This is a genomic window from Cupriavidus oxalaticus (assembly GCF_004768545.1).
GTDB lineage: Bacteria > Pseudomonadota > Gammaproteobacteria > Burkholderiales > Burkholderiaceae > Cupriavidus > Cupriavidus oxalaticus_A.
In genome coordinates this window covers 1,575,740-1,601,352 of the sequence record NZ_CP038634.1, presented here as the reverse complement: position 1 = coordinate 1,601,352, position 25,613 = coordinate 1,575,740, and the positions used below count along the sequence as shown (strand labels likewise).

The following is a 25,613-nucleotide window of genomic DNA, read 5'->3' as shown; positions in this document are numbered from 1 at the left end:
TGGAAAAACGCCAGGGTTGCAAACCGTGGCGTTTTTGTTTGGTGTATTACCGGCGTTGCCGCTCAGGCGCCGAATCCCTGCGGGTTCATCGACTGCCAGCGCCACGAGTCCTGGCACATGCGTTCGATGTCGTGCTGCGCGCGCCAGCCCAGCAATTGGTTGGCCAGCGCGGGATCGGCATAGCAGGAGGCGATATCGCCCGGGCGGCGCGCCACGATCTCATACGGTACCGGCTTGCCACTGGCGCGCTGGTAGGCCTCGACCACTTCCAGCACGCTGTAGCCGCGTCCGGTGCCCAGGTTGACGGTCATGCCCCGCCCCTGGTCGCGCAAGTAGACCAGCGCCGCCAGGTGGCCGTCAGCGAGATCGCACACGTGGATATAGTCGCGCACGCCGGTACCGTCGGGCGTGGGATAGTCGCCGCCGAATACCATCAGTTTCTCGCGGCGCCCGCCGGCCACCTGTGCCACGTATGGCATCAGATTATTCGGAATTCCGCGCGGATCTTCGCCGATCAGACCGCTTTCATGCGCGCCGACCGGATTGAAATAGCGCAGGTAGGCAATGCGCCATGCCGGGTCTGATTTTTCCAGGTCGCGCAGGATTTGCTCGCCCATCAGCTTGGTCTGGCCATACGGATTGGTCGCCGACAGCGGGAAATCCTCAAGGATCGGCACCGTCTGGGGATTGCCATAAACCGTCGCCGAGGAGCTGAACACCAGTTGTTTCACCCCGGCCGCACCCATGGCGGCGCAGACCGTCAGCAGGCCGTCAAGGTTGTTGCTGTAATACTGCAGCGGCTGGCTCACGGATTCGCCCACCGCCTTGAGCGCGGCAAAATGAATCACGCCGCTGATGCGGTGTTCGGCAAAAAGCTGGTCCAGCAAGGCGCGGTCGCGCACGTCGCCCTGGACAAAATGCGGGGTCTTGCCGGTAATGGCAGCGAGCCGCTCGATCACCACCGGGCTGCTGTTGCACAGATTATCCAGTCCGATCACGTGGTAGCCGGCATTGAGCAGCGCGACCCAGGTATGCGAGGCGATATAGCCGGTGGCACCGGTAAGAAGCAGGGTTTCGGGCATGAAAATAAGCGTCGGATTTCGATTCAGGGCGGCGCGGTCTCATGCGCGAGCATGCAATGCCTGATACCGCACATTGAACCCGCGCAGGCGGTAGTGTCGCCTATTATCCACGATGAGTCAGCCGCACCCGCTCAGCTGGCACACACAGTTACAAGCATGGCACCGCCGGACTCAGGCGTGTCTGTCGCTCGCCTGAACCACCAGCCCCGCCCGTGCCTGCCAGGCCTCATACGCGCCGCGCAGCCGCCAGCCCGATTCCAGGTCGCGCATGCCCAGGCATTGCGCCACCTCGGCCGGCGTCGTGCCGGCCTCGAAATGCATGGCCGCGCAGGTATTGCGCAGGGTCTGCGGCGAGGCCCGTTCATGGCGGCCGGCTAGTACGCCGGCTTCGTCAAGCAAAATTTCCACGCGTCGGTAGACCGAAGCCGCATGCATCGGCCGGCCCGCCGGCATGGCCGGGAACAGCAGGCTGCCGAGCGTGCCCGACGCCTCGCGCAGCACCAGCCACGCCCGCAGCGGGGCATGCGCCAGCGCGAACAACGGCGCGGTATAGGCGCGGCCATTGTCGGGACGCACCATGCGCAGCGCCATTCGGCCCGGGGCGCCATCGTCGATCGCCTCCAGGCGCAGGGCGCGCGCTTCGCCCACCTTCAGCCCGCCGCCCAGCAGCACCGCCAGCAAGGCGGCATCGCGCGCGCGCTTCCATTGCGTCGGCGATGCCGCACGGCATTCCTCCGCCGTCGGCGGCACGCCGGCCGGGCCGAGGATGCGGGCCACCAGCAGGTCGCGCTCGCCCGGCAGCAGGAAGGCAGTGGGGTCGTTCTCGCCCTCGGCGAGGTGCGCGCGCACCGCCTGGCTTCCCGGGTTGTGCATGCCCTCGCGCAACTGGGAGAGATGGTGGAACACCCGTTCGATCAGCCGCGCATAGCGGTAGCGGTGCGACTTGTGCAACTGCTGGGCGTCGAGGAATTCGCCGATCTGCTCCGCCGACCAGCTCAGCGGCGGCAGTCCGCGCTCGGCCGACCAGCGCAGCAGCTTGCCCCACATCGCCCGGTACACCACGCTGGTGCCGTGGCGGAAGCCATGCCGCGCCAGCCAGCCGTCGAAGGCGCGCTCGGGATGGGCGCGCCAGGCGTCGAGGTCGGCATCGAATAGCGCCGCCTGGCCGGGTTGGTGCGCGGTCGACTTAGTGGTCACTGACTCTCCTGCCGGTGGCTTGCGGGCGCGGGCGGGATTCCCGCTGTGCGATGCCGCCTATTGTAGTCAACCCGTCACTGCAAGGCGCCCTGGGCGGGCACGGGACCAAAACCGGCTTGCGCAGTGCAGCAGCGCATGCTACCTTTCATCCCACTATGCAACTGGTTGCATAAGACGCGAACACAAACAAGAACACGACGTAGCCGGCGCATGCCGCGACCGCCCAGAACAGTTTAAGGAGACTGCAGTGACCACCCAGCTGATTCCCGCAGCGCAGGCCTCGCTCGACACCTGGCACCAGTTGATTGCCAGCAATTCGATGGCCGGACTCGACGCCATCGTCGCCGACGACGTTGTTTTCCGCTCGCCGGTGGCGCATACGGCCTACCCAGGCCGTGCCGCGATCGCACTGGTGCTGACCACGGTGAACCAGGTGTTCCGCGATTTCCGCTACCACCGCAGCTTCGTCAGCGAGGACGGCCACAGCGTGGTGCTCGAGTTCAGCGCCACGGTCGATGGCAAGGCGCTCAAGGGCATCGACATGATCCGCTTCAACGACGCCGGCCATATTGCCGAATTCGAAGTAATGGTGCGCCCGCGCTCCGGACTGGAGGCGCTGGCCGCCGCCATGGGCGCGCGCCTCGCCAGCCAGAAGGACGTACTGACCGGTGCCGCGTAAGCGGCCAGGCCGCCGCCCGCGCCCGCCAGATTCTCATTGCCTCACCGTACTACCCAGGAGACTTCACCCATGGCCCTCCCCGCCCTGCTGCAGAACCGGCTGTCGCTGCCGGTGGTCTGCTCGCCGCTGTTCATCATCTCCAACCCCGACCTGGTGATTGCCCAGTGCAAGGCCGGCGTGGTGGGCTCGTTCCCGGCGCTGAACGCGCGCCCGGCGCCCAAGCTGGAAGAATGGCTGGACCGCATCACCACTGAACTGGCCGAGCACAACGACAAGCATCCGGACCGTCCGGCGGCGCCGTTCGCGGTCAACCAGATCGTGCACAAGTCCAACGACCGGCTCGAGCATGACCTGGAGCTGTGCGTGCGCTACAAGGTGCCGATCGTGATCACCTCGCTGGGCGCGCGCAAGGAAGTCAACGACTCGGTGCACTCGTATGGCGGCATCGTGCTGCACGACGTGATCAACAACGCTTTCGCGCGCAAGGCCATCGAGAAAGGCGCCGACGGGCTGGTGGCGGTGGCGGCCGGCGCCGGCGGCCATGCCGGCACGCTGTCGCCGTTCGCGCTGCTGCACGAGATCCGTGAATGGTTCGATGGCCCGCTGCTGCTGTCAGGCTCGATCTCCAGCGGCGACGCCATCCTGGCGGCGCAGGCCGCCGGCGCCGACCTGGCCTACATCGGCTCTGCCTTCATCGCCACGCAGGAAGCCAACGCGCAGGACGGCTACAAGCAGATGATCGTCGACAGCAGCGCCGGCGACATCGTCTACTCCAACCTCTTTACCGGCGTGCACGGCAACTACCTGCGCGGCAGCATCGAGCGCGCCGGGCTGGACCCGGAGGCGCTGCCGCAGTCGGATCCGTCCAAGATGAACTTCGGCTCGACCAGCGTGAAGGCCTGGAAGGATATCTGGGGCGCTGGCCAGGGCGTGGGCGCGATCAAGCGCGTGGTGCCGGCCGGCGAGCTGGTGCGGCGCTTTGCCGAGGAGTATGCGCTGGCGCGCCGGCGCCTGGGGTTGGGCGAAGCCAGCCAGGCGGGTGCCCGCGCGCTCGACGTGGCCTGAGCCTGACCAAACCCCAATAAAGAGCGCCGGCCGCAAGGCCGGCGTCTTGCTTTGGCGCGCGGCGCGCTACGCCGACTGCTGCTCCAGCAGCGGCAGCAGGTCTTCGCCCCACGCCACCCAGTCCTGCTCGAAGCGGATGCCACGGCGCAGCAGCGCGTAGCGCAACCGCTGCGCGCGGTCCATGTCGGGCGCGGAAAAATCCTTGCGCTCGATCGCCAGGTAGGTCTCGAGCCGTGCCTGGTGCAGCGCGATCAGCCGCCGCATTTCATCGCCCAGGCCGAGCGGCCCGATCGCGGCATCGGCACGCAGCTTGACCAGGATTTCCTCGCGCTGGTCGAGCCCGGCCCCCGGGGTCAGCACCCAGCGCACCAGTTCGTCGCGCCCGGCCGGCAGCACCTGGTAGACCTTCTTGCGATTCTTGCGGTCGGCGCCGCCCTCGTTTTCCGCCGCCTCGTTCTCGTCGGCCGCGATCCACCCGCTGTCCGCCATGCGCCCCAGCTCGCGGTAGATCTGCTGGTGGGTGGCATGCCAGAAATAGCCGATGGAGCGATCGAAGCGGCGCGCCAGGTCATAGCCGGACGACGGCTTTTCAAGCAGGGAGATCAACAAGGCGTGCTGGGTCGACATGCGTCTTGGCAATGGCCCGTCGGGGGCGGGTGATGGTTTCGGAGATGCCATGCGGCAGGAGCGCCGGTCATGCCGGTGCGCCACGGACCGCAAAAAACTGGCGCTATGTTAGCGCAATGCCCCCCTGCTGTCGGCAAGCCGTGATGCAAGGATCGCCGCAATCCGGCAATACCTGCAAACGCCGACATATATTCGGTAAATCTGGCAATTTCGAGATTTGGCAGCAAACAGAATTAAATAATGCTGAATAGCATTTTTGCGTTACCTGCCATACATTTCATACATTGAAACGCTGTGCGAGCAAGAAAAATCCGTCCCCGGCCGCACCATGCACCGAATCTGGAGTATGCCCATGACCGGAAAACCCATTGCCGAAGAGCGCGACGTCGCCTGGGAAGCCGATGCGGGCGAACGCCCGTTCGGCCTGCTGGCGCCGCTGCGCGACAAGGCCCCGATCTACTACCGGTTGCCCGATACGCCTGACGGGCACCATATCAAGGAATTCGCCAGCGGCCTGCGCCAGCTGGTACGTTTTGTCGGCGTCGAAGAACAGGTCGTCAAATACTGCCTGACCTGACTGGCGCGCTGCCTTTCCTGTGGTTGTCTCCTCCGAGCCCGATCCTGCGGGCAGGGACTTGAACCCGCGATTGCCGCGGGTTTTTTTCTTGCCGTGACGGTGTCCGGATGCGCCCGCCTCAGAGCTGCGGCGCACGGCAGGCCGCACCGCCGGCATTGGCGGCTTCAGGCATGCCGAACACCGCCCGCGCCCCGCACTGCGAACCGAACATGCGCGCCTGGTCGTGCCCCACGCCCACCACTTCATACGCCTGATGGCGGATGGCCAGGCCCGGGCTGGCGAGGTAGCGCTCGTAGCGCAGGTAGCCGCGCGCACGCTGCAGCCGCGTCGCGCCCTCGGCCTCGGCGCCGCAGGCCTTGTCGAGTACGCGGTGGTTGGGATCGTTGTCCTCGGTGCCGGCGAGATAGGTCACCTTGCGCCCGGCATAGCGCTTGTACAGCGCCATGCCGTCGGCACCTCTCGCGTACGGCACCATGTCCTGCACGCCGTAGCTGTACTTGTCGTAGTCCGGGCAAATGGCCTTGTCATACGGCGCGAACGACTTGCCATTGGCGCCGGCCGGCCGTACCGGCGTGAAATACAGGTAGGACGACGGATTGGCCACGACGTAGCGCAGGTCGATGCCGCCCGCGCGGATGCGCTCGTCGACATTGTTCAGCACCGCGTAGCGGTGCACGACCTGGGCGCCGCCGGAATGGCCGGCCACCGTCACCTTGCTGACCTGCGGCAGCCGCGCCTTGTCGGTGACGAAGGCGAGCAGGTCGTCGAGCACCTGCAGCGAACTGACGCGGGCCGGGCCGTCGATCGCGTCCTCGCCGCTGAGCCAGCCTTGCACCGACCATTGCGGCATGCCGGTAAAACCCTTCTTCTGGTCAGGCGTGCCGGGAAAATTCGGCGCGAGCAGCAGCACCTCGTCCGGCTTGCGGCCGCTGGCCTTCAGCAGTTCGGCGCCGGCGGCATAGTAGTCGTCGCCGTTGCGCTGCAGGCCATGCTGGACAAACACGACTTCACGAATGCGCGACAGGTCGCCGTCGAGCCGGTGGTTGGCATAGACCGGGAAGTCATAGCCGGCGCCAGCGCCAAGATGCACGCGTTGCCAGTGCGGTGCGGCCACCGCGGTATCGGCAGCCTTGGCCGCGGCGGGCGGCACTGCCGTCGTGCCGGCGCAGCCGGCCAGTACCACAGTCATGGCTGCAGCGGCCAGGGCCAGGGACAGGCGAGAACGGTTGTGCTGAGGCAAGCTGGCGGTCGACAGGATCATGGCTGGGCGCCTCCGGTTGGCATGCCGGCGATGGTAGGCCAGGGGCAAGCGGTTCGGCAACGCCTGCCGTGCCCGCCATCCCTGCGTTACGCCAGCCGCCTGGCCAGCGCCGCCACGTCGGGCCAGGTCACGCGCCGCACCATGACGCGCAGGCCCGGGCCGTGGAAATCGTCTTCGAACGGTTCCGATGCCTCGCCGCCCAGCCGCTGGTAGAACTCGCGCGCCTGCGTATTGGCCTCGAGCACATAGAGGAACAGCGGCTGCCCGGGCCAGCGCTGCGCCACGCGCTGCACGCAATGCGCCAGCAGCCGCTTGCCCAGTCCCTGGCCATGGAAGGCAGGCAGGACATGCAGGTTGTCCAGGTAGATGCCGTAGCGGGGGTCGGCCTCGGGCAACAGGCAGGCAAAGCCGGCGTCCGCGCCATCGACCAGCGCCAGCGTGGCCTCCACGGGGCCATCCGCGCCGTCATGCATGCGCGCGCGCCAGGCCGCCAGCCGCTCCGGATTGGCCTGCTCGCGCAGGTACGCGTCTGGCAGCATGCCGGGATAGGTGTGCTGCCAGCTGGCGGTGTGCATGGCGGCGAGGCGGTCGGCATCGGCTGCGGTGGCGGGAATCAGCGCAATATCGGGCATGGAGTGCATGGAGTATCGGGACGAGACGGGAACGGCACAGCGACGATGCCAGAAACGCCCATTGTGCCCGTGGCACGCCAAAGCTTGCAAAAGTCCGAGGAACAGATTGCAATCGGCATGCACCGCGAACCCTGCCTTCGCCCCTGCCCTGCCGGGAACGAAGGTTGCAGCGCCTCGTGGTCACCGGCGCAATCGAGAGGAATGCCTTATGTACATGGTCTACTGGTCCGAAGCCCACGGCACCGGACTGACGCCGCACGCGCAGTCGTTCCCGAGCGACGCGATGCGCGAGGCGCTGCACTTCACCGAAGCGCTGCGCCAGCGCCAGCATGCGGGCGAGCCGGTGAGCTTTGTCACACTGTGCTCGGAAAACCCCAACTCGGTCGGCCGCGCCGGCGCGGCGGATCCGCCGCCCGACTACGAGTGGAAGAAGCGGCGGCCGTGACGATTGCGGTCAGGCACCGGCCTGCTGCGCCGCACCGGCGCGCGCCGCCGGCCGCAGCGCGGCGCGCACCACGAACGCCATCACCACCGCGAACACCAGCATCGCCGCCAGGAAGTACAGCCCCGCCGCCAGGCTGCCGGTGGCGTCCTTGATCACGCCGATGCCATACGGCCCGAAGTAGCCGCCGAGGTTGGCCAGCGAGTTGATGGTGGCAATCCCCACCGCGGCGCTGGCGCCGGTCAGGAATTCGCCCGGCAGTGCCCATACCACCGCCTGGATCGAATAGATCGAGAACGCGGTCAGGCAGATAAACAGGAACTGCAGCACCGGCGACTGCACCCAGGCGCTCAGCGCCATGGTGATCGCTGCCATCCCCGACACCACCACGATATGGCCGTAGCGCTCGCCCTTGCGGTCCGAGTGGCGCGGCACCAGGTACAGGCCGACCACGGCGAACAGGTAGGGCACCGCCGACAGCAGGCCGGTCATTGCATCGGTCACGCCGAACTGCTTGATGATGGTCGGCAGCCACAGCGATAGCCCGTAGATGCTCAGCGGGAACGGCAGGAACAGCAGCGACAGCAGCAGCACGCGCTTGTCCCTGAGCGCCTGCAGAGGATTGCCGTGCGGCTTGAGCGCATAGGCGGCCTGGTCGGCGGCGAGTTCGCGCTCGATCCAGGCGCGGTCGGCCGGTGCCAGCCATGCGGCACTGGCGGGCGATTCCGGCAGGATGCGCAGCGTCGGCAGGCACAGCAGCACCGCGGGCAGGCCGCTCAGCACGAACAGCGTCTGCCAGTTGGACATGCCGAACAGCCCCTGTGTCGACAGCACCAGGCCTGCAATCGGTCCGGTGATGATCAGCGCGATCGGCTGGGCCAGCACCAGCAGGCCGATGATGCGCGCGCGATGCCGCATCGGGAACCACTTGGTCAGGAAGTACAGGATGCCCGGATACAGGCCGGCTTCGGCCGCGCCCAGCAGGAAGCGCAGCACGTAGAAGCTGTGCGCGCCCTGCGTGAACGCCATCGCCATGGTGATCAGGCCCCAGGTCAGCAGGATGCGCGCGAACCAGCGGCGCGCGCCGAAGCGCTCCAGCGCCAGGTTGCTCGGCACCTCGCACAGGAAATAGCCGACGAAGAACAAACCCGCGCCCAGGCCATAGGCCGCGTCGCTGATGCCGATCGCCGCGTTCATGTGCAGCTTGGCAAAGCCGACCACCGAGCGGTCGATATACGCGACCACGTAGATCAGCGCCAGGAACGGGATCAGCCGGCGCACCAGCATGCCGACGATGCGGGTCTCTTCCTGCGCCTGTGCGCCGGTTTCCTGTGCTGGGACGGCGCGCTCCAGCGGCGCGGTCTGTGTGCCTTGCATGGCTAGTCTCCTCTGTTCTTGTAAGGGGTCGCGCGCGCCGCCGGGGCCGCGCGCATTCAATGCAATGGGATGGAATCAGTGCGAGTGGCGCGGCACTTCACGTCCGCGGCAGCCGACCAGGAAGTCGAGGTCGCAACCTTCGTCGGCCTGCAGCACGTGGTTGACGTAGAGCTTGCGATAACCGCCGTCGGCGGGCGCCTGCAGCGGCTGCACGTCGGCCATGCGGCGTTCGAACTCGGCGGGATCGATATCCAGGTGCAGGCGCCCGGCCTCGCAGTCCAGCTCGATCCAGTCGCCGTCGCGCACGATCGCCAGCGGCCCGCCGGCGGCGGCCTCGGGCGCCACGTGCAGCACCACGGTGCCGTAGGCGGTGCCGCTCATGCGTGCATCGGATATGCGCACCATGTCCTTGATGCCCTGGCGCAGCAGCTTGGGCGGCAGGCCCATGTTGCCGACCTCGGCCATGCCGGGATAGCCGCGCGGGCCGCAGCGCTTGAGGACGAGGACGGAATTCTCGTCGACATCGAGCGATTCATCGACGATGCGCTCCTTGTAGTGCTCCAGGTTCTCGAACACCACCGCGCGGCCGCGGTGGCGCAGCAGCTTGGGCGTTGCCGCCGACGGCTTGAGCACCGCGCCGCGCGGCGACAGGTTGCCGCGCAGGATGCGGATGCTGCCGTCGCGGATCAGCGGCTTATCCAGCGGTCGGATGACTTCGTCGTTGGTGATCGGCGCATCCCTGACGTTGTCCCAGATCGCCTTGCCGTTGACGGTCAGCGCGCCCGGATGCGGCAGCAGGCCGGCCTCGCCCATGCGGCGCAGCACCGCGGGCAGGCCGCCCGCGTAGTAGAACTCTTCCATCAGGAAGCGGCCCGACGGCATCAGGTCGACGATGGTCGGCGTGTCGAGCCCCACGTTGCTCCAGTCTTCCAGCTCCAGCGGCACGCCGATGCGGCCGGCGATCGCCTTCAGGTGGATCACGGCGTTGGTCGAGCCGCCGATCGCCGCATTGACGCGGATCGCGTTCTCGAACGCCTGGCGCGTCAGGATCTTCGACAGCGTCAGGTCCTCGCGCGCCATCTCCACGATGCGGATGCCGGACATGTGCGCCAGCACGTAGCGGCGCGAATCGACCGCCGGGATCGCCGCGTTGTGCGGCAGCGACGTGCCCAGCGCTTCGGCCATGCAGGCCATGGTCGAGGCGGTGCCCATGGTGTTGCAGGTGCCGGCCGAGCGCGACATGCCGGCTTCGGCCGACAGGAACTGGTGCAGGTTGATCTCGCCTGCCTTCAGCGATTCATGCAGCTGCCACACCGCAGTGCCCGAGCCGATGTCCTTGCCGTCGAGCTTGCCGTTGAGCATGGGCCCGCCGGTAACGACGATGGCCGGCACGTCGCAGCTGGCCGCGCCCATCAGCAGCGCCGGCGTGGTCTTGTCGCAGCCGGTCAGCAGCACCACCGCATCGATCGGATTGCCGCGGATCGCTTCTTCCACGTCCATCGCGGCCAGGTTGCGTGTCAGCATGGCGGTCGGGCGCAGGTTCGATTCGCCGTTGGAAAACACCGGGAATTCCACCGGGAAGCCGCCGGCCTCGTACACGCCACGCTTGACGTGCTCGGCCAGCTTGCGGAAATGCGCGTTGCAGGGCGTGAGTTCCGACCACGTATTGCAGATGCCGATCACCGGGCGGCCGTCGAACGCGTGCTCGGGAATGCCCTGGTTTTTCATCCAGCTGCGATACATGAAGCCGTTCTTGTCGGCGGTGCCGAACCACGCCGTCGAGCGCAGCGGCTTGCGTTGCTTGTCCTTGGAATCCGACATGTTGTTCCTGATGCGAGGGCTGCCCGGGAAGGCGGCGGGAATGGCAGGGACGACGGATCCAGCGGCCTGGCGGGCTCCACGCTGTCTCCTGTCGTTGTTGTTTTGTCGGACGGAGTGTATGCAGCTTGCCGATATGCTACTAATGAAGAGTTCGGCATTTGCGATATCGATATCGGCATTGGTATTTACCCTATGGACGCCCCCAACCTTTCCGTCGCGGCTGATGCAGCACCTGCGGCACCCGTATGGCACAGCCACACCCGCCTGAAGACGCGCCAGCTGCTGCTTTTACTGGCCGTCGCCGACGAGGGCAGCATCCACCGCGCCGCGGAACGGCTGGCGATGACGCAGCCGGCCGCGTCCAAGCTGCTGCGCGAGCTGGAAGAGATGCTGTCGGTCCCCCTGTTCGAGCGCCTTCCGCGCGGCATGGCGCCGACGGACTATGGCCGCGCGATGATCCGGCACGCGCGCGCGGCGATCGGCAGCCTGAACCAGGCGCGCGAGGAAGTGCTGGCGTTGAAGGCGGGCCGGCTCGGCCACGTGGCGATCGGTGCGATCACCTCGCCCGGCGTGCGGCTGCTGCCGCCGGCGATCGCCCGGGTGAAGGCCAGCTATCCGGGATTGCGGGTCTCGGTGGAGATCGACAACAGCAACGTGCTGCTCGACCGGCTGGGGCAGGAGAAGCTGGACATGGTGGTCGCGCGGCTGTTTCCCGAGCACGACAAGGGCCGGTTGCGCTACGAGCCGATGGCGGAAGAGCCCGTCTGCGCCGTGGTGCGGCCCGGCCACCCGATGCTGGCGGCGCCCGCCCTGTCGCTGGCCGACACCACCGACGCCGCCTGGATGATACCGCCGGCCGGCACGGTGCTGCGCCACCGCTTCGAGCTGATGTTCCAGCGCGCGAGCCTGGCGCCGCCGACCAACGTGGTGGAAACCGCCGCGCTGCTGTTCCTGACGCGCATGGTGACGCAGTCAGACATGATCGCGGTGCTGACCGCGGATGTTGCGCAGTACTACGCGGCGTTCGGCATGGTGGAGGTGCTGCCGATGGCGATGCCCTGCCATATGGACGACTTCGGCCTGATCACGCCGACCGACCGGCTGATGTCGCCCGGCGCGCTGCTGGTCGCGGATGCGCTGCGCGAGACGGCGCTGCGCATCTACGGCCCGTAGTGCTAATGCCCGCTTCAGATCATCCCTGCCCGTCCTCGCGCGCTGCGATCCGGCGCCTGACGGTCTCGTCGAACCAGCGGTCCATCATCGCCTTTTCATAGCGCAGCCTGTCGCTCTGGCTGTAGACGTTGACACCCATGTTGAAGTTCTGGTCGGAGATGCGCTGCTCGCCGCTGCCGATCACGGCACCGTCGCTGCCGCGCAGTTCATAGCGCAGCGTCATGCGCGGCCAGGTGACATCGCGCACGATGCGCACGTCATCGCCGCGCACGCGCCATGGCTCGAAATGTCCTGCGAGATCGACATCCAGCACCGCGATGCTGAGCGCATAGCCCTGCGGCAGGTAGCGTGCCGCCAGCTCGTCGAAGTGTCGGCGGATATCGTTCATCACCTGCGCGCGCTCGCGGTCGCTGCCGTATGCGCTGCGGTAGGCGGCATCGGTGTAGGTTTCGGGATGGGGGAAGGAAACTGTCAGCGTTCCGGCAGGCGGCGCGGCGAAGGCACTGAAGGCGCTGACGGCACCGATGGCACACATCAGGCCCATGGGTGCCGCGCAGGCGGCCAGCAGACGGCGGGATCTGGCCATGGCGAACTCCAGCACAAGGGCATTGCGCTTCTTGATTGTAGTGCGCCAGGGCCGGTCAGCCAGCGACAGCCCGCCTGTCAGCCTGTCAGCCGATGATGTTGAACTGGCTGAAGTACTCCTCGTTCAACTCCAGCCCCAGCCCCGGCAGGTTGTCGTCAAGCTGCAGGTAGCCGTTGTCCGGGGCCGGATCCCCCTTGAAGATGTAGTAAAACAGCTCGTTGCCGACCTCGACGTCGTGCACGGGGAAGTACTCCGACATCGGCGATGCGGTCGACGCCATGGTCAGGTGGTAGTTATGCATCTGCCCCGCGTGCGGGATCACCGGCACCGACCACGCCTCGGCCATCGCGTTGATCTTCTGCGCCGCGGTGATGCCGCCGACGCGGTTGGTGTCGTACTGGATCACGTCGACGGCGCGGCGCTCCAGCAGGTCCTTGAAGCCGTACGAAGTGAACTCGTGCTCGCCGCCGGAGATCGGGAACGGGCTCGCCTTCTTCAGCTCAACATAGCCTTCGATATCGTCGGCGATCACCGGCTCTTCCAGCCAGCGGGGATTGAACTCCGCCAGGCGCGGCAGCATGCGGCGCGCGTATTCCAGCGTCCAGCCCATGTAGCACTCCAGCATGATGTCGACGCCGTCGCCGACCAGCTCGCGCAGCAGCCGCACCTGCTCGATGTTCTTCCGCATGCCGGCAGGGCCGTCCTTGGGGCCGTAGCCGAAGCGCATCTTCATCGCGGTAAAGCCCTGGTCGAGGTAGCCTTGCGCTTCGGCCAGGAAGGCGTCGCGGTCGTCGTTGTTGTAGAGCTTGGAGGCATAGCACCAGATCTTCTCCTTGGTGCGCCCCCCCAACAGCTTGAACACCGGCTTGCCGACGGCCTTGCCCATCAGATCCCACAGCGCGATATCGACCGCCGAGATCGCCGCCATGCCGATGCCCTTGCGGCCCCAGGCCTGGGTGCGGCGGTACATCTTCTGCCACAGGTATTCGTTGTCGAACGGGTCCTGGCCGATCACCACCGGCGCCAGGTATTCGTCGACGATCTGCTTGGCCACGCGCGGGGCCAGCGCGCAGTTGCCGATGCCGACCAGCCCGCTATCGGTCTCGATCTCGACCACCATCCAGCCGTGGAAGCGGAACGAGCCCATGGCGTCGCCGCGCTCGAACAGGATGTCGGTGGCGTTGGTGCAGAAATGCGCCTGCGGCGGCACGGTCTTGCCCTTCCATTCGAAGACGCGGGCGCGGACGTTGGTGATCTTCATGTTCAGCTCCTGATGGCAATGCGTTGGCGCGAACGCTCCCCGGCCGCGCCGGGGGCGGTCATGCTGATCCGGTATGGATTGATGGTGGCTAGGCGTTTGCGGCGGCGCGCCGTTGCGCGCCCATGCGGCAGGCGATCTGGAACGCCTGCTGCGTGGCGCCGGGATCGGCGCGGCCCTGCTGCGTGATATCGAACGCGGTACCGTGCGCCGGCGTGGTGATCGGCACCGGCAGCCCGCCCTGCACCGTCACGCCGCGCGAGAATCCCATCAGCTTGATGCCGATCTGTCCCTGGTCGTGGTACATGGTGACGATGGCGTCGAACTGCCGCTGCGACGGGCCGCCCTGCACCTTCAGGAAGATGGTGTCGGCCGGGAACGGGCCCTCGACGTTCACGCCGCGCCCGCGGGCAGCGGCGACGGCCGGGGCGATCACGTCGATCTCTTCGCGGCCGAAGGCGCCGTTGTCGCCGTTGTGCGGATTCAGGCCGCACACGGCGATGCGCGGGCTTGCCATGCCGGCGCGGCGCAGTGCCTGGTCGATCAGGTCGATGGCGCCACCGACGCGTTCCGGCGTGATCATCGCCGGCACGTCCTTCAGGGCCACGTGCGAGGTGACGCGCGAGGTCCACAGGCCGTCGAGCACGTTGAATTCGCAAAAATTGCCGTGGTAGCCGAGCTGCTCGGCAAACCAGTGCAGCTCGTCGCTATGGTCCATGCCGGCGGCATGCAGCGAGCTTTTATTGAGCGGCCCGAACAGGATCGAATCTGCCTGGCCCGACTGCGCCAGCTCCAGCGCGAGCGACAGCGTGCCGAGGCTGTAGCGGCCGCCCTCGGCACTGGATGCGCCGCGCGGATAGGCGGGCTTGCCGTCCAGCTCCCAGTGGTAGAGGCGCGGCGCGCCTTGTGCGAACGCGAGGGTATCGGTCTCTGCCAGCGCCAGCTCGACGCCCGCCACCTGCATGCCGTGGCGCCATTCGTCGCGGTCGGCGATCAGCAGGATGTCGGCCTGTTCGCTGGTGGCCGGGTCGGCCAGCAGGCGTGCGATCAGCTCGGGGCCGATGCCGGCGGGATCGCCCAGCACCATCGCGATTCGTGGACGTGAAGTCATGAAATTCTCTTGAAATACAGGCTCAGTCGAGCTTGACGCCAAGCTCGGCGATCAGCTTGCCATAGCGCGCGTACTCGGCGCGCGAGAAGGTATCGAACTGCGCGGCCGTCAGCGTGCCGGGCACGGCGCCGACCTCGCTCAGGCGGCGCACGGTATCCGGGTCCTTGATCACCGTGGTCAGCGCCGTGCCGAGCTTCTGCAGCGTGGCGGGAGGCGTGCCGGCCGGCGCATAGACGCCGTACCAGGCGTTCATCTGGATGCCCGGCACGCCGGCCTCGGCCAGCGTCGGCACATTGGGCAGCAGCGCCGAGCGCTTGTCCACGGTCACCGCCAGCGCGCGCAGCTTGCCGGCCTTGATATGGTTGATCACCGACGGCATGGTCTCGAAGCTCATGTCCACCTGGCCGCCCATCAGGTCCACCAGCGCGCTGCTGCTGCTCTTGTAAGGCACGTGCAGCAGCTTGCCCTGGATCTGGCGCGCAAACGCGGCGCCGGCCAGGTGCTGGGTGCTGCCGACGCCCGACGAGCTGAAGCGGAACTTGTCCGGGCTCGCCTGGATCTGCGCCACCAGCGCCTTGACGTCGCGCGCCGTGACCTGGTTGTTGACCACCAGCACGTTGGGCACCGACGACACCAGCGCCACCGGCGCCAGGTCCTTGAGCGGGTCGAACTGCAGCTTGAGCAGGTGCGGCGCGATCGCCTGCGAGGTGACCACGCCCATCAGCAGCGTGTTGCCGTCCGGCGCGGCCTTGGCGGTGATGTCCGCGGCGATGGTGTTGGACGCGCCGGGGCGGTTGTCGACCACGACGGGCTGCTTCAGCTGTGCGGCCAGCTTGTCGGAGACGATACGCGCCATCACGTCGGTGCCGCCGCCGGGCGCGGCGCCCACCATCAGGCGCACCGGCCGTGTGTCCTGCGCCCAGGCGCTGGTCGTCGCTGCAACGGCCACCGTGGCCAGGCCGGCAAGTGCGCCGGCGAGTTTGCCGGCGCACTTGCCAACATTCCGTGTCTTCATCGCTGTCTCCGTTGTGCTGTCCGGCTCTGGTGGCGCGGATGAGCAGACTATATGGGTATCAGCGATTCGCTACTACTGACGTTTTTTGAACTGGCGATCACCTGGCGTTATACCTCGGCCGCTGGCTTCCCCGCCTGCGCTTTCAGGATCGCCACCAGTTGCCGTGCGGAAGCCGACAAGGCGCCGCCGCGCCGCGTGACGATGCCGAAGGTCTGCTGGCGCGACTGCAGGTGCACTGGCAGTATGCGCAGCATCTTCTGGCGCACGAACAGCTCCGCCACGCTGGTCGGCAGCAGCGACACCAGCCCGGGATCGCGCTGGAGCATGGCCACGGTGATCAGCGCCGACGACGTCGAAATGGCGTTGGCGGGGAAGCTGACGCCGGCATGGTCCAGTTCGCGCTGCAGCAGGGCATGCATCGGCATGTGCCCCGCGTAAGTGATCCAGCGATAACCCTCAAGGTCGGCAAAGTCCATCGCCTGCACCCTGGATGCGGGGTGAACGTGACCGACCACCACGGACACCTGCTCGTCGCCGAGCGGGTGATAGTGGTACTTGCCGGGTTCGTCGCTGACCAGCGAGCGGCCGAGCACGAGGTCGAGGTGGCCGTCGTCGAGCTGGCCGAGCAGGCGCAGGCTGGTGTCCTCGATGATCTCGAGCGCCAGGTCGGGATGCGCCTGCCGCAGTTGTTCAAGCGCCGGCACCAGCACCTCGGGCACGGCGCCCATGATCACGCCGACGGCGACGCGCCCGCCACTGCCAGCGCGGATGCCGGCCACTTCCTCGCACATCGCCCCCAGGTCCGCCACCAGCTGCCGTGCATGGCGGATCACGCAATGGCCGAAGGCGTTGGGGCGCATGCCGCGTTTGGAGCGCTCGAACAGTGGCGCTTCCAGCATGCCTTCCAGTTCCTGCAAAGACTTGCTGGCGGCCGACTGCGTCATCGCCATCGCGCCCGCGGCCTGGTGCAGTGACTGGTGCTCGTCCAGCGCGATCAGCAGTTGCAGTTGCTTCATGCGCAGTCGGCCGGTGAGGGTGTCCAGGGTGGATTTCATATCGGGACCGTGTGAGTCGCAAAAGCGATCACAAGATGGAAATGATTCAATATACAGGCCCTCCCCCCGCTCGTATATTGGCCCGACCCGATTGACTGCCCAGAACCCGCGCCGGCCGCGTGCCAGCCGCAAGGAGGAGACCATGACCCGATCCCAGCCGCCCGTCTACCGCGGCGTATTCCCGGTAGCGCCAACCATTTTCGACGAGCAAGGCGGCCTCGACCTCGACGGCCAGCGCCGCTGCATCGACTTCATGATCGACGCCGGCTCGCACGGCATCTGCATCCTGGCCAACTTCTCCGAGCAGTTCGTGCTGACCGACGACGAACGCAGCGTGCTGATGAAGACCGTGCTCGAGCACGTGGACGGCCGCGTGCCGGTGATCGTCACCACCACGCATTTCAGCTCGCGCATCTGCGCCGAGCGCAGCCGCGCCGCGCAGGACGCCGGCGCCGCCATGGTGATGGTGATGCCTCCCTACCACGGCGCCACCATCCGCGTGCCCGAGCGCGGCATCTACGACTTCTTCGCCACCGTCTCCGATGCCATCGACATCCCCATCATGATCCAGGACGCGCCGGTCAGCGGCACCACGCTGTCCGCGCCCTTCCTCGCCCGCATGGCGCGCGAGCTGGCCAATGTCTCGTACTTCAAGATCGAAGTGCCGCAGGCCGCGGCCAAGCTGCGCGAACTCATCGAGCTGGGCGGCGACGCCATCGTTGGCCCGTGGGACGGCGAGGAGGCCATCACGCTGATGGCCGACCTGGAAGCCGGCGCCACCGGCGCGATGACCGGCGCGGGCTTCCCGGACGGCATCCGCCAGGTCCTGGATGCATGGCAGGCCGGCGACGCCGAGCTGGCGGCGCAGCGCTACCAGCAGTGGCTGCCGCTGATCAACTACGAGAACCGGCAGGGCTGGCTGGCAACCAGCAAGGTACTGATGAAGGAAGGCGGGGTGATTGCCTCGGATGCGGTAAGGCATCCGCTGCAGCCGATGCATCCGGCCACGCGCGAGGGGCTGCTGAAGATTGCGCGGCGGCTGGATCCGCTGGTGCTGCGCTGGGGGCGGTAAGGAAGCGCCACGCATCTTGTAGCGCCGGCCCTCTCCCCCGGCCCTCTCCCGCGTAGTGGGAGAGGGCCGGGGGAGAGGGCAAGAGCCTCCACGAAGTCGCGGCGGGTAACCAATGCCACTGCGCATACTCCATCGCTAGCCACAACACCCTTTCAAAGGACCAACCATGACCCTCACCGGCGAACTCCTGGTCGGCCGTCAATCCGTACCTGGCACCCACGGCACCCTCCACGCCATCGACGCAACCACCGGCGCAACGCTCGAACCCGCCTTTGGTGGCGCCACGCTGGCACAACTCGACCAGACCTGCGCCCTCGCCTGGCAGGCCTTCGACACCTATCGCGAGACCGCGCCCGCGCGGCGCGCCGACTTCCTCGAAGCCATCGCCGGCAACATCCTGGCGCTGGGCGATGCGCTGATCGAGCGCTGCGTCAGCGAATCGGGCCTGCCGCGCGCCCGCATCGAAGGCGAGCGCGGACGCACCGTGGGCCAGCTGCGGCTGTTCGCCGGCATGCTGCGCCAGGGCGATTTCCTTGAGCTGCGCGTCGACCCGGCCCAGCCCGAGCGCCAGCCGCTGCCGCGCCCCGACCTGCGCCTGCGCCATATCCCGCTGGGCCCGGTCGCGGTGTTCGGCGCCAGCAACTTCCCGCTGGCGTTCTCGGTGGCGGGCGGCGATACCGCATCCGCACTGGCCGCCGGCTGCCCCGTCATCGTCAAGGCGCATCCTGCGCACCCCGGCACCTCCGAACTGGTCGGCCGCGCCATCCAGAAAGCGGTGGCGGAACTGGACCTGCCCGAAGGCACCTTCTCCTTGCTCTTCGATACCGGATTGGAAATCGGCCAGGGGTTGGTGGCGGACCGCCGCATCAAGGCAGTCGGCTTCACCGGCTCGCGCGCCGGCGGCCAGGCGCTGATGGCGATCGCCGCGGCGCGCCAGGAGCCGATTCCCGTCTATGCGGAGATGAGCAGCATCAATCCGGTGCTGCTGTTCCCACACGCGCTGGCCAACCGCGCGCAAGCCATCGGCACGGCGTTCGCCAGCTCGCTGACGCTGGGCGCCGGACAGTTCTGCACCAACCCCGGACTGGTGCTGGCGGTGGAAAGCGAGGGCCTGGACCAGTTCCTGGAAGCGGCGGCGGCGAGCCTGGCGGACATCGGCGCACAGAACATGCTGACCGCCGGCATCCTGCGCGCCTTCTGCAACGGCGTGGGCACGCTCGCGCAGCATCCGCAGGTACAGCTGGTGGCGCGCGGCAAGGCAGGCAATGCGCTGCAAGGTCAGGCGGCACTGTTCAGCACCAGCGCCGAGGCCTTCCTGGCCGACGAGACGCTGCGCCATGAAGTCTTCGGCGCGTCGTCACTGGTGGTGCGCTGCCGCGACGCCGCGGAAATGCGGCGCGTGGTCGAATCGCTGGAGGGCCAGCTTACCGCGGCGCTGCATATCGACCCCGCGGACCACGACGCGGCGCGCACGCTGCTGCCCGCGCTGGAGCGCCTGGCGGGCCGCATCCTGGTCAACGGCTTCGGCACCGGCGTTGAAGTCGGACATGCCATGGTCCACGGCGGCCCCTGGCCGGCTACGTCGGATGGCCGCTCGACCTCGGTCGGCAGCCTGGCGATCGCGCGCTTCGTGCGGCCGGTCAGCTACCAGGACATGCCGGCGGACCTGCTGCCCGCGTCGCTGCGCCCCGACAGCGAACAGCGCCATCTCTGGCGCCTCGACGGCAAGCCGCAGCGCTAGCGCGACAGCGCCCGCAGCGTATCGATCAGCAGGCTCATCGATGCGGTCGGCGGGCGCCCGCGCCGCGTGACGATGCCGTACGGCCCCAGTTTCCGCGGCAGCGGCAATGGCAGCACCGCCAGCGCGCCCAGGCGGCCGTAGTAAGCCGCCACCGACTCCGGCAGCACCGCGATCAGCTCGCTGTCGGCCAGCAGCGACGTGGTCATCAGCACCGCGGCGGTCTCGATGGTCGACGGCGGCGCCGGCACGCCGGCATCCTCGAACGAGCGGTCGATCAGCGCGCGCATCGGGCTCGGCCGTGGCTGCATGATCCACGGGTAGCTGGTCAGTTCCGCGAACGACAGCTTGCGCCGCCGCGCCAGCGGATGTTGCGGCCCGACCACGATCGCCAGCCCCTCGTCGCCAAGCTGCTCGAACTCGAGGCCGCTGCTGTCCCAGCCATCGGGCACGCGGCCCAGCACGATATCGAGCTGGTCGCGCTCCAGCAGCGGCACCAGCAGGTCGCTGGTCTCCACCTGCACCGCCACCTCCAGCCGCGGATGATCGCGATTCAGCCGGCGGATCACCTCGGCCAGCAGGCCCGGCGTCGGCGCCATCACCGCGCCGACCCGCACGCGCCCGATCTTGCCCGACTCCAGCGCCACCAGCTCGTCGCGCAAGCCATCCATGTCGGCAAACACCAGCCGGGCGTAGCGCGTGGCCGCCATCCCGAAGCGCGTCGCACGCAGCCCGCGCGCATGGCGCTCGAACAACGGCACGGCCAGCAGGTCTTCCATATCCTGCAGCATCTTGCTGACCGCGGGCTGGGTCAGCGTCAGCGCTTCGGCGGCCTGCCGCAGCGAGCCGCGTTCCTCCACCGCCAGCAGCAGGCGCAGGTGCTGCATCTTGAGGCGGCCGTGGAGTGTGCTGACGGGTGGGATCATGGGTGGGACGAGGGGCAGAAAAGCGTGAAGGCCGGCTTGCGCCTGCGATCACAAATTCTTATCGCTTCATCCCGGATGGTCAAGCCGGAGATATCGCTGCAAAGCCCACGCCCGACATTCGACTACGACTTCCTGGGCGAATCCAGCGAGACTTTCGACGGGGTGATTTCCCCGACATCCGTCCATGCCTTGGTGTCGAAACGGAATTTGGCGACGGCGCAGGTCGGCATGTCGCTGATCTCGTCCGACAAGCGCTGCGCGAAGTCAGTGAACTCGGGGTTGTGACCGAACAACATCACGCTGCCAAGCTTCTTGTCGAGCGCACGGACGACAGCGAGCAGGTCATCCGCGCTACTGGCGTACAGCCGGTCTTCGATCTCGATGTCCTTGCGGGCAATGCCGAGTTCGTCGGCGATCAGGTGCGCCGTGGTCAGCGCGCGCACGGCCGGACTCGACACGAGCAGGTCTGGCTTGACCTTGCGCTCGGCCAGGCGCTTGCCCATCTCCGGGGCGTCGCGCAGGCCGCGATCGTCAAGCGGACGCTCGCGGTCGGGCAAGGACGGGTCATCGCGACTTGACTTGGCGTGGCGGACGAGAAACAGGGTCTTCATGGCCCCTCCTGATGCATCGGGATGTTGGTCGACTGTTGTTCGATTGCGGGCGTCCGCGGACCAGCAGACGAAGGCTGGCCTCGCCGCCACGCTCGCCCTATAGTGGACTGCGATGGGGCCGATTGCAACGCGGGCAGCGTCGAAGCACCATCTTCCGGAGGGCGGCCATGCGTAGCAGCAGTGCAGATGCCAGCGAGGTTGTGATCCCCGCGGATGGCGTGGCGTTGCAAGGCATGCTGGCCTTGCCGCCAGGCGCAGGCGCCCTGGTATTGTTTGCGCACGGCACCGGCAGTTCGCGGCATAGTCCGCGCAATCGGTACGTGGCCGCCGAACTCAACCGCTGCGGCATGGGAACGCTGTTGATGGACCTGCTCATGCCGGAGGAGGACCAGGTGCAGGCGATCCGCTTCGACGTCGGGCTGCTGGCCAAGCGGCTGGCACAGGCGACCGACTGGGTGGCGCGGCAGCAAGGCGTGCCACCGCGGTTGGGCTACTTCGGCGCCAGCATAGGTGCCGCCGCGTCGATCCGTGCCGCGAGCCAGTCGCCGATCCCGATACACGCCATCGTTTCACGAGGCGGCAGGGTCGACCTGGCGGGCGCCGACGCCCTTGCGAGCCTGTCCACGCCGACCATGCTGATCATCGGCGGACTCGATGTGAGCGTCATTGAACGGAATGAGTTCGCCTTTGCCCAGCTCAAGTGCCAGAAGAAGCTGGTAATCGTGCCCGGCGCCTCTCACTTGTTCGAAGAGCCCGGCGCACTGGAATCCGTCGCCCGCCTGGCAGCGCAGTGGTTCGAGCGTTATCTGGGCAAGGCCTCGCCCTGACCACGGGGCCTGCGGATCCCGGGATCCGCTTTTCGCGCCAAAGGTACAATGCGCCCGGGCCCGGCCTGACGGCCGGGCGGGCCATGCCATTCCGCAAACCTCTCTGGGAACAGGACACCACCCATGCGCGAACCCAGCCGGGAATTCCTCCTCGGTCCGCTGCTCAAAGGCGTTTCGCGTTCGTTCTACCTCACGCTGGGCGTGCTCCCTGCCCGGATGCGCGATCCGGTCGGCCTGGCCTACCTGCTGGCGCGCGCTGCGGACACGATTGCGGATACGACGCTGGTTGCGCCGGAAAGGCGGCTGGCGTTGCTGCTGTCCTTGCGTGACCAGGTCAACGGCAACCCGGATGGCGCAGCGCCGGCGCTCAGCATCGCGACGGAAATGGCTCGCCACCAGGAGCATTCGGATGAGCGGATCCTGCTGGAGTCGCTCGATCCCGCGCTGGCGGTGCTGACGCAGCTGGAACCGGCTGACCGGCAAGCGGTGAGGCAGATCGTTTCCATCCTCAGCGAAGGCATGGAGTTCGACCTGCGCACGTTCCCCGACGAGCGCGCCGGCCGTGTCGTGGCGCTGCCTGACCTGGCGGCGTTGGACCACTACACCTACATGGTCGCCGGTTGCGTTGGCGAATTCTGGACCCGCATGACCGCGGCGCATGTGCCGGGTGCGATCAATGGCGACCTCGGCGCCATGCTGCGCAGTGGGGTCCGCTTCGGCAAAGCCTTGCAGATGACCAATGTGTTGCGCGACTGCGGCAAGGACCTGCGCATCGGCCGGTGTTACCTGCCGGCGTCGCTACTGGTTCAGCACGGGCTGGGCCCCCAGGACTTGCTGCTGCCTGACGCCTCGCAACGCGCGCGTGCCCTGATGCGTTCGCTCGCCGGCATGACGCTGGCACATTTTCATGAGGCCATGGCATACACGCTGGCTATCCCTAAGCGTTTCGTCCGGCTGCGGCTGGCCTGCCTGTGGCCGATCCTGATCGGCATGGAGACCCTGCTGCTGCTGGTGCGCAATGAGTACTGGCTGGACCCGGCCCGCGCCTCGAAGATGCCGCGCCGCGAGGTCTACCGCATGGTTGCGGCTTCGCTTCCGATGATCTGGTCGAACGGCTTGCTGAGCAGCTGGTTTGCGCGCCAAAAGCGCAGCATCGAAAACGTCATCCGCTGACTCGGGCGCCAGGTCCGTTCAATGGCTGGTGAAGACCGTCAGCACCCCCGTATAGCCATAGAGGTGATCCCTCGCGATCTCGCCGCCGGCGAAGAAGCCGGCCAGCGGCAGGTCGCCCAGCGCAGCGCGCACGGTTTGCAGTTCGGCATGCGGCGCGCCGAAATGCGGCCCGCCCCGGCCCGAGCAGCTGATATAGAGCGCGCCACGCGCGTGGCCGCCGCCGTGTTCGATATCCGTGCGGATTTCCGTGGCGATGCGTTCCAGGTCCGCGCGCGCCGCGGCGGCGTTGCGCATGCAGAATGCCAGCCGCATGCCGGGCGCGACCTGGTCGGCAAGCGCGAGCACGCGATGCTGCACATCCAGGCCGATCAGGTGGCGCACCAGCGTATCCGCGCCGAACCGGCCCGGCTGCACCGGCGCATCGTCGGTGGCAGCGTTCAGGCCCGCAAGCGTTCCCGACAACGCTGCCGCCATCGCTTCCACGGGTGCGTCGCGCTCGACGCCCAGGTCCTGCAGCACGCAATCCAGCGCGGGCTTGCCGTCCAGCGCAAACAGAAGGTTGTGTTCGCTGCGCGTGACCGCGCGTGCCGGGCCGATCGGCTGGCAGCCCTGCGTGACGCGGGAGACGAGTTCGACTTCCGGGCCAAACAGCACGCCGGACAGGCCACCGGAATACACGCCGTCGGCAATATGCAGCGTACGGTTGCGTGCCGAGCTCAGTCCGCCGAACAGGTAGCCGGTGGCGGTACGCACGCTCAGCTCGTGCAGCAGCTCCTGCACGTCGGGTGTGCTGCCTTCGGCATGCACCAGCGCGGTATGGGGAACGAAGCCCGACGACGCGGCCGGCAAGGGCTGGCGCCCCGAGAACAGCTGGAAGGCCTGGCGCGGAAGCGGCGCTGCCAGCAGCACCATCGCCGGCTGGTCGAAGTACTCCACGCCGCTCGCCGACACGCCGAGGCCAACCGTGCCGACCCACGACACCCCGGGCCAGTTCTGCTGCAACGCGGCAAGGATCGCCTCGGCGGCGAGCGCGTAGTAATCGCTCAGGTAGCACCAGCCGAGCGTCAGCGGCGGCGCATGATCCAGCCGCGCCTGGCGCAGCAGGTCCTGCGTGTCCAGCTGCCTCTGGCAGTCAGCCAGTGCGACCTGCCACTCGACATGGGCGGCGTCAGCGTGAACAAAGGTCAGGTCATGCATGGCTTGCCTCCGGGTCCAGGCTGGCGTCATACCATTGGACTGCGGCAGGCAGCGGGTGTTCAGGTCCCGCGTCGATGCGCGTGGCCCTGGCTTAGTCCGCCTTCGCCCCCGACTCGCGTGCGACCTTGACCCACTTGTCGGTCTCGACGCGGATAAACGCCGCGAGCTGCGCCGGCGTCATGTCGCCGGCGGTCACGCCCTGCTCTTCGAAGCGCTTCTGCACATCCGGCGCCTTCAGCAGCTTGCCCAGTTCCGCCGACACCCGCTGCCCGATCGCCGCCGGCGTACCGCGCGGCGCCATCAGCGCGAACCACGTGGTGACTTCATAGCCTTTCACGCCGCTCTCGGCCAGCGTCGGCACGCCCGGATAGGCGCCTGAGCGCTTCGCGGTGGTGACGGCCAGCGCCTTGACCTTGCCGCTGCGCACGTGCTGCGAGGCCGACGGGCTGGTCTCGATCGCCATCTGGATCTGGCCGGCGATCAGGTCAGTCATCATCGGCGCGCCGCCCTTGTACGGCACGTGCGCGATATCGGTCCCGGTGAGCGAGCGGAACAGCTCGCCGGACATGTGCTCGGTGCTGCCGATGCCGGCCGAGCCGTAGTTGACCTTGCCGGGGTGCGCCTTGATGTAGGCGATCAGCTCCGGCACCGACCGCGCCGGGATGGCGGGATTGACCACCAGCACGTTGGGCGTCAGCGCCACCAGCCCCACGGGATCGAGGTCGCGCGTGAACTCGTACGGCAGGCTCTTGTAGATGGCCGGCGCCATGGTGTGCGCCACGGTGGCGAGCAGGAAGGTATAGCCGTCGGGCTGCGCGCGCGCGACATTGGCCGCGCCAATGGTGCCGCCGGCGCCGGGGCGGTTGTCGATCACAACGGGCTGCTGCAGCGCCTCGCCCAGCTTCTGGCCGACGGTGCGCGCGAGGATGTCGGTGGTGCCGCCGCTGGCGAAGGGCACCACCAGCGTGATCGGCTTGGTCGGCCAGCTGTCGGCAGCGAATGCGGAAGTGATGGCGGCGGGATTGCCCAGCACGGCGCCGGCGGCCAGCGCCGCAAGCACGCCGCGGCGGATGCGCGAAACGGAAGGCATGCAGTCTCCTTTGCGGGAAGT

General features: G+C 67.6%; 25 protein-coding genes. 9 read left to right on the top strand and 16 right to left on the bottom strand.

The window, feature by feature from the left end:
* Window positions 1–62: 62 nt before the first annotated feature.
* Both galE and E0W60_RS07100 read right to left on the bottom strand, forming a co-directional pair.
* Window positions 63–1,082, bottom strand: a complete 1,020-nt coding sequence (gene galE / locus E0W60_RS07105) for a UDP-glucose 4-epimerase GalE (protein WP_133097961.1) — start codon at window positions 1,080–1,082, stop codon at window positions 63–65.
* Between the two features lie 171 nt (window positions 1,083–1,253).
* Complete coding sequence (locus tag E0W60_RS07100) at window positions 1,254–2,279, bottom strand: tyrosine-type recombinase/integrase (protein WP_135703476.1); 1,026 nt, start codon at window positions 2,277–2,279, stop codon at window positions 1,254–1,256.
* 247 nt (window positions 2,280–2,526) lie between these two features.
* On the opposite strand from E0W60_RS07100, the gene E0W60_RS07095 reads away from it, so the two are divergent.
* Together E0W60_RS07095 and E0W60_RS07090 are read left to right on the top strand one after the other, a co-directional pair.
* Entirely contained in the window at window positions 2,527–2,958 is a 432-nt protein-coding gene (locus E0W60_RS07095; RefSeq protein ID WP_133097959.1) for a nuclear transport factor 2 family protein, read from the top strand.
* A gap of 69 nt (window positions 2,959–3,027) precedes the next feature.
* Complete coding sequence (locus tag E0W60_RS07090; protein ID WP_135703475.1) at window positions 3,028–4,023, top strand: NAD(P)H-dependent flavin oxidoreductase; 996 nt, start codon at window positions 3,028–3,030, stop codon at window positions 4,021–4,023.
* Between the two features lie 66 nt (window positions 4,024–4,089).
* Here E0W60_RS07090 and E0W60_RS07085 read toward each other — a convergent pair whose 3' ends face one another.
* Window positions 4,090–4,650, bottom strand: a complete 561-nt coding sequence (locus tag E0W60_RS07085) for a PadR family transcriptional regulator (protein ID WP_133097957.1) — start codon at window positions 4,648–4,650, stop codon at window positions 4,090–4,092.
* A 352-nt stretch (window positions 4,651–5,002) separates the two neighbouring features.
* Between E0W60_RS07085 and E0W60_RS07080 the strand changes: the two genes are divergently transcribed.
* Entirely contained in the window at window positions 5,003–5,227 is a 225-nt protein-coding gene (locus tag E0W60_RS07080; RefSeq protein WP_135703474.1) for a hypothetical protein, read from the top strand.
* 118 nt (window positions 5,228–5,345) lie between these two features.
* Here the strand turns inward: E0W60_RS07080 and E0W60_RS07075 are convergent, their stop codons facing one another.
* Together E0W60_RS07075 and E0W60_RS07070 are read right to left on the bottom strand one after the other, a co-directional pair.
* Window positions 5,346–6,488: a hypothetical protein gene (locus E0W60_RS07075; RefSeq protein ID WP_135703473.1), complete on the bottom strand. Its 1,143-nt coding sequence runs from the start codon at window positions 6,486–6,488 to the stop codon at window positions 5,346–5,348.
* A gap of 86 nt (window positions 6,489–6,574) precedes the next feature.
* Window positions 6,575–7,120: a GNAT family N-acetyltransferase gene (locus E0W60_RS07070; protein WP_135703996.1), complete on the bottom strand. Its 546-nt coding sequence runs from the start codon at window positions 7,118–7,120 to the stop codon at window positions 6,575–6,577.
* Between the two features lie 208 nt (window positions 7,121–7,328).
* Here E0W60_RS07070 and E0W60_RS07065 point away from each other — a divergent pair, with 208 nt between their 5' ends.
* Entirely contained in the window at window positions 7,329–7,565 is a 237-nt protein-coding gene (locus E0W60_RS07065) for a hypothetical protein (RefSeq protein WP_029048395.1), read from the top strand.
* Between the two features lie 9 nt (window positions 7,566–7,574).
* Here the strand turns inward: E0W60_RS07065 and E0W60_RS07060 are convergent, their stop codons facing one another.
* Window positions 7,575–8,939, bottom strand: a complete 1,365-nt coding sequence (locus E0W60_RS07060) for an MFS transporter (protein ID WP_133097954.1) — start codon at window positions 8,937–8,939, stop codon at window positions 7,575–7,577.
* A 75-nt stretch (window positions 8,940–9,014) separates the two neighbouring features.
* Window positions 9,015–10,760, bottom strand: a complete 1,746-nt coding sequence (locus E0W60_RS07055) for an IlvD/Edd family dehydratase (protein ID WP_135703472.1) — start codon at window positions 10,758–10,760, stop codon at window positions 9,015–9,017.
* Between the two features lie 192 nt (window positions 10,761–10,952).
* On the opposite strand from E0W60_RS07055, the gene E0W60_RS07050 reads away from it, so the two are divergent.
* Entirely contained in the window at window positions 10,953–11,933 is a 981-nt protein-coding gene (locus tag E0W60_RS07050; protein WP_195428017.1) for a LysR substrate-binding domain-containing protein, read from the top strand.
* Between the two features lie 19 nt (window positions 11,934–11,952).
* On the opposite strand, the gene E0W60_RS07045 is transcribed toward E0W60_RS07050, so the two are convergent.
* The 5 genes from E0W60_RS07045 to E0W60_RS07025 form a co-directional block, all read right to left on the bottom strand.
* Window positions 11,953–12,519 (bottom strand): DUF3016 domain-containing protein, encoded by a 567-nt coding sequence (locus E0W60_RS07045; protein WP_135703471.1) that lies wholly within the window; start codon window positions 12,517–12,519, stop codon window positions 11,953–11,955.
* 85 nt (window positions 12,520–12,604) lie between these two features.
* Window positions 12,605–13,780, bottom strand: a complete 1,176-nt coding sequence (locus E0W60_RS07040) for an L-rhamnonate dehydratase (RefSeq protein ID WP_133097951.1) — start codon at window positions 13,778–13,780, stop codon at window positions 12,605–12,607.
* 88 nt (window positions 13,781–13,868) lie between these two features.
* Window positions 13,869–14,888, bottom strand: a complete 1,020-nt coding sequence (locus tag E0W60_RS07035; RefSeq protein ID WP_135703470.1) for a 4-hydroxythreonine-4-phosphate dehydrogenase PdxA — start codon at window positions 14,886–14,888, stop codon at window positions 13,869–13,871.
* A 22-nt stretch (window positions 14,889–14,910) separates the two neighbouring features.
* The gene (locus E0W60_RS07030; protein ID WP_135703469.1) at window positions 14,911–15,903 is read right to left on the bottom strand and encodes a Bug family tripartite tricarboxylate transporter substrate binding protein; all 993 of its coding nucleotides are present in this window, start codon (window positions 15,901–15,903) and stop codon (window positions 14,911–14,913) included.
* A 107-nt stretch (window positions 15,904–16,010) separates the two neighbouring features.
* The gene (locus E0W60_RS07025) at window positions 16,011–16,958 is read right to left on the bottom strand and encodes a LysR family transcriptional regulator (RefSeq protein WP_135703468.1); all 948 of its coding nucleotides are present in this window, start codon (window positions 16,956–16,958) and stop codon (window positions 16,011–16,013) included.
* A gap of 142 nt (window positions 16,959–17,100) precedes the next feature.
* Here E0W60_RS07025 and E0W60_RS07020 point away from each other — a divergent pair, with 142 nt between their 5' ends.
* Entirely contained in the window at window positions 17,101–18,030 is a 930-nt protein-coding gene (locus tag E0W60_RS07020) for a dihydrodipicolinate synthase family protein (RefSeq protein WP_135703467.1), read from the top strand.
* 166 nt (window positions 18,031–18,196) lie between these two features.
* A complete protein-coding gene (locus E0W60_RS07015) occupies window positions 18,197–19,771 on the top strand; it encodes an aldehyde dehydrogenase (NADP(+)) (RefSeq protein ID WP_135703466.1) in 1,575 nt (524 codons plus the stop codon).
* Here E0W60_RS07015 and E0W60_RS07010 read toward each other — a convergent pair.
* Both E0W60_RS07010 and E0W60_RS07005 read right to left on the bottom strand, forming a co-directional pair.
* A complete protein-coding gene (locus tag E0W60_RS07010) occupies window positions 19,768–20,694 on the bottom strand; it encodes a LysR family transcriptional regulator (protein WP_135703465.1) in 927 nt (308 codons plus the stop codon). The genes E0W60_RS07015 and E0W60_RS07010 overlap by 4 nt on opposite strands.
* Before the next feature lie 122 nt (window positions 20,695–20,816).
* The gene (locus tag E0W60_RS07005; RefSeq protein WP_135703464.1) at window positions 20,817–21,305 is read right to left on the bottom strand and encodes a SixA phosphatase family protein; all 489 of its coding nucleotides are present in this window, start codon (window positions 21,303–21,305) and stop codon (window positions 20,817–20,819) included.
* Between the two features lie 167 nt (window positions 21,306–21,472).
* On the opposite strand from E0W60_RS07005, the gene E0W60_RS07000 reads away from it, so the two are divergent.
* The gene (locus E0W60_RS07000) at window positions 21,473–22,132 is read left to right on the top strand and encodes a dienelactone hydrolase family protein (RefSeq protein ID WP_133097943.1); all 660 of its coding nucleotides are present in this window, start codon (window positions 21,473–21,475) and stop codon (window positions 22,130–22,132) included.
* Between the two features lie 123 nt (window positions 22,133–22,255).
* Entirely contained in the window at window positions 22,256–23,305 is a 1,050-nt protein-coding gene (locus E0W60_RS06995) for a phytoene/squalene synthase family protein (protein ID WP_135703463.1), read from the top strand.
* Window positions 23,306–23,323: 18 nt separating this feature from the next.
* On the opposite strand, the gene E0W60_RS06990 is transcribed toward E0W60_RS06995, so the two are convergent.
* Both E0W60_RS06990 and E0W60_RS06985 read right to left on the bottom strand, forming a co-directional pair.
* A complete protein-coding gene (locus tag E0W60_RS06990) occupies window positions 23,324–24,502 on the bottom strand; it encodes an FIST signal transduction protein (protein ID WP_133097941.1) in 1,179 nt (392 codons plus the stop codon).
* 91 nt (window positions 24,503–24,593) lie between these two features.
* Window positions 24,594–25,592: a tripartite tricarboxylate transporter substrate binding protein gene (locus E0W60_RS06985; protein WP_135703462.1), complete on the bottom strand. Its 999-nt coding sequence runs from the start codon at window positions 25,590–25,592 to the stop codon at window positions 24,594–24,596.
* Window positions 25,593–25,613: the final 21 nt, after the last annotated feature.

Coding starts and splice junctions, on each gene's coding strand:
- E0W60_RS06985 (WP_135703462.1), bottom strand. CDS start 25,592: ATGCCTTCCGTTTCGCGCATCCGCCGCGGCGTGCTTGCGGCGCTGGCC.
- E0W60_RS07055 (WP_135703472.1), bottom strand. CDS start 10,760: ATGTCGGATTCCAAGGACAAGCAACGCAAGCCGCTGCGCTCGACGGCG.
- E0W60_RS07010 (WP_135703465.1), bottom strand. CDS start 20,694: ATGATCCCACCCGTCAGCACACTCCACGGCCGCCTCAAGATGCAGCAC.
- E0W60_RS07005 (WP_135703464.1), bottom strand. CDS start 21,305: ATGAAGACCCTGTTTCTCGTCCGCCACGCCAAGTCAAGTCGCGATGAC.
- E0W60_RS06995 (WP_135703463.1), top strand. CDS start 22,256: ATGCGCGAACCCAGCCGGGAATTCCTCCTCGGTCCGCTGCTCAAAGGC.
- E0W60_RS07040 (WP_133097951.1), bottom strand. CDS start 13,780: ATGAAGATCACCAACGTCCGCGCCCGCGTCTTCGAATGGAAGGGCAAG.
- galE (WP_133097961.1), bottom strand. CDS start 1,082: ATGCCCGAAACCCTGCTTCTTACCGGTGCCACCGGCTATATCGCCTCG.
- E0W60_RS07030 (WP_135703469.1), bottom strand. CDS start 15,903: ATGAAGACACGGAATGTTGGCAAGTGCGCCGGCAAACTCGCCGGCGCA.
- E0W60_RS07000 (WP_133097943.1), top strand. CDS start 21,473: ATGCGTAGCAGCAGTGCAGATGCCAGCGAGGTTGTGATCCCCGCGGAT.
- E0W60_RS07080 (WP_135703474.1), top strand. CDS start 5,003: ATGACCGGAAAACCCATTGCCGAAGAGCGCGACGTCGCCTGGGAAGCC.
- E0W60_RS07035 (WP_135703470.1), bottom strand. CDS start 14,888: ATGACTTCACGTCCACGAATCGCGATGGTGCTGGGCGATCCCGCCGGC.
- E0W60_RS07075 (WP_135703473.1), bottom strand. CDS start 6,488: ATGATCCTGTCGACCGCCAGCTTGCCTCAGCACAACCGTTCTCGCCTG.
- E0W60_RS07050 (WP_195428017.1), top strand. CDS start 10,953: ATGGACGCCCCCAACCTTTCCGTCGCGGCTGATGCAGCACCTGCGGCA.
- E0W60_RS07070 (WP_135703996.1), bottom strand. CDS start 7,120: ATGCCCGATATTGCGCTGATTCCCGCCACCGCAGCCGATGCCGACCGC.
- E0W60_RS07065 (WP_029048395.1), top strand. CDS start 7,329: ATGTACATGGTCTACTGGTCCGAAGCCCACGGCACCGGACTGACGCCG.
- E0W60_RS07025 (WP_135703468.1), bottom strand. CDS start 16,958: ATGAAATCCACCCTGGACACCCTCACCGGCCGACTGCGCATGAAGCAA.
- E0W60_RS07045 (WP_135703471.1), bottom strand. CDS start 12,519: ATGGCCAGATCCCGCCGTCTGCTGGCCGCCTGCGCGGCACCCATGGGC.
- E0W60_RS07085 (WP_133097957.1), bottom strand. CDS start 4,650: ATGTCGACCCAGCACGCCTTGTTGATCTCCCTGCTTGAAAAGCCGTCG.
- E0W60_RS07090 (WP_135703475.1), top strand. CDS start 3,028: ATGGCCCTCCCCGCCCTGCTGCAGAACCGGCTGTCGCTGCCGGTGGTC.
- E0W60_RS07060 (WP_133097954.1), bottom strand. CDS start 8,939: ATGCAAGGCACACAGACCGCGCCGCTGGAGCGCGCCGTCCCAGCACAG.
- E0W60_RS07020 (WP_135703467.1), top strand. CDS start 17,101: ATGACCCGATCCCAGCCGCCCGTCTACCGCGGCGTATTCCCGGTAGCG.
- E0W60_RS07015 (WP_135703466.1), top strand. CDS start 18,197: ATGACCCTCACCGGCGAACTCCTGGTCGGCCGTCAATCCGTACCTGGC.
- E0W60_RS06990 (WP_133097941.1), bottom strand. CDS start 24,502: ATGCATGACCTGACCTTTGTTCACGCTGACGCCGCCCATGTCGAGTGG.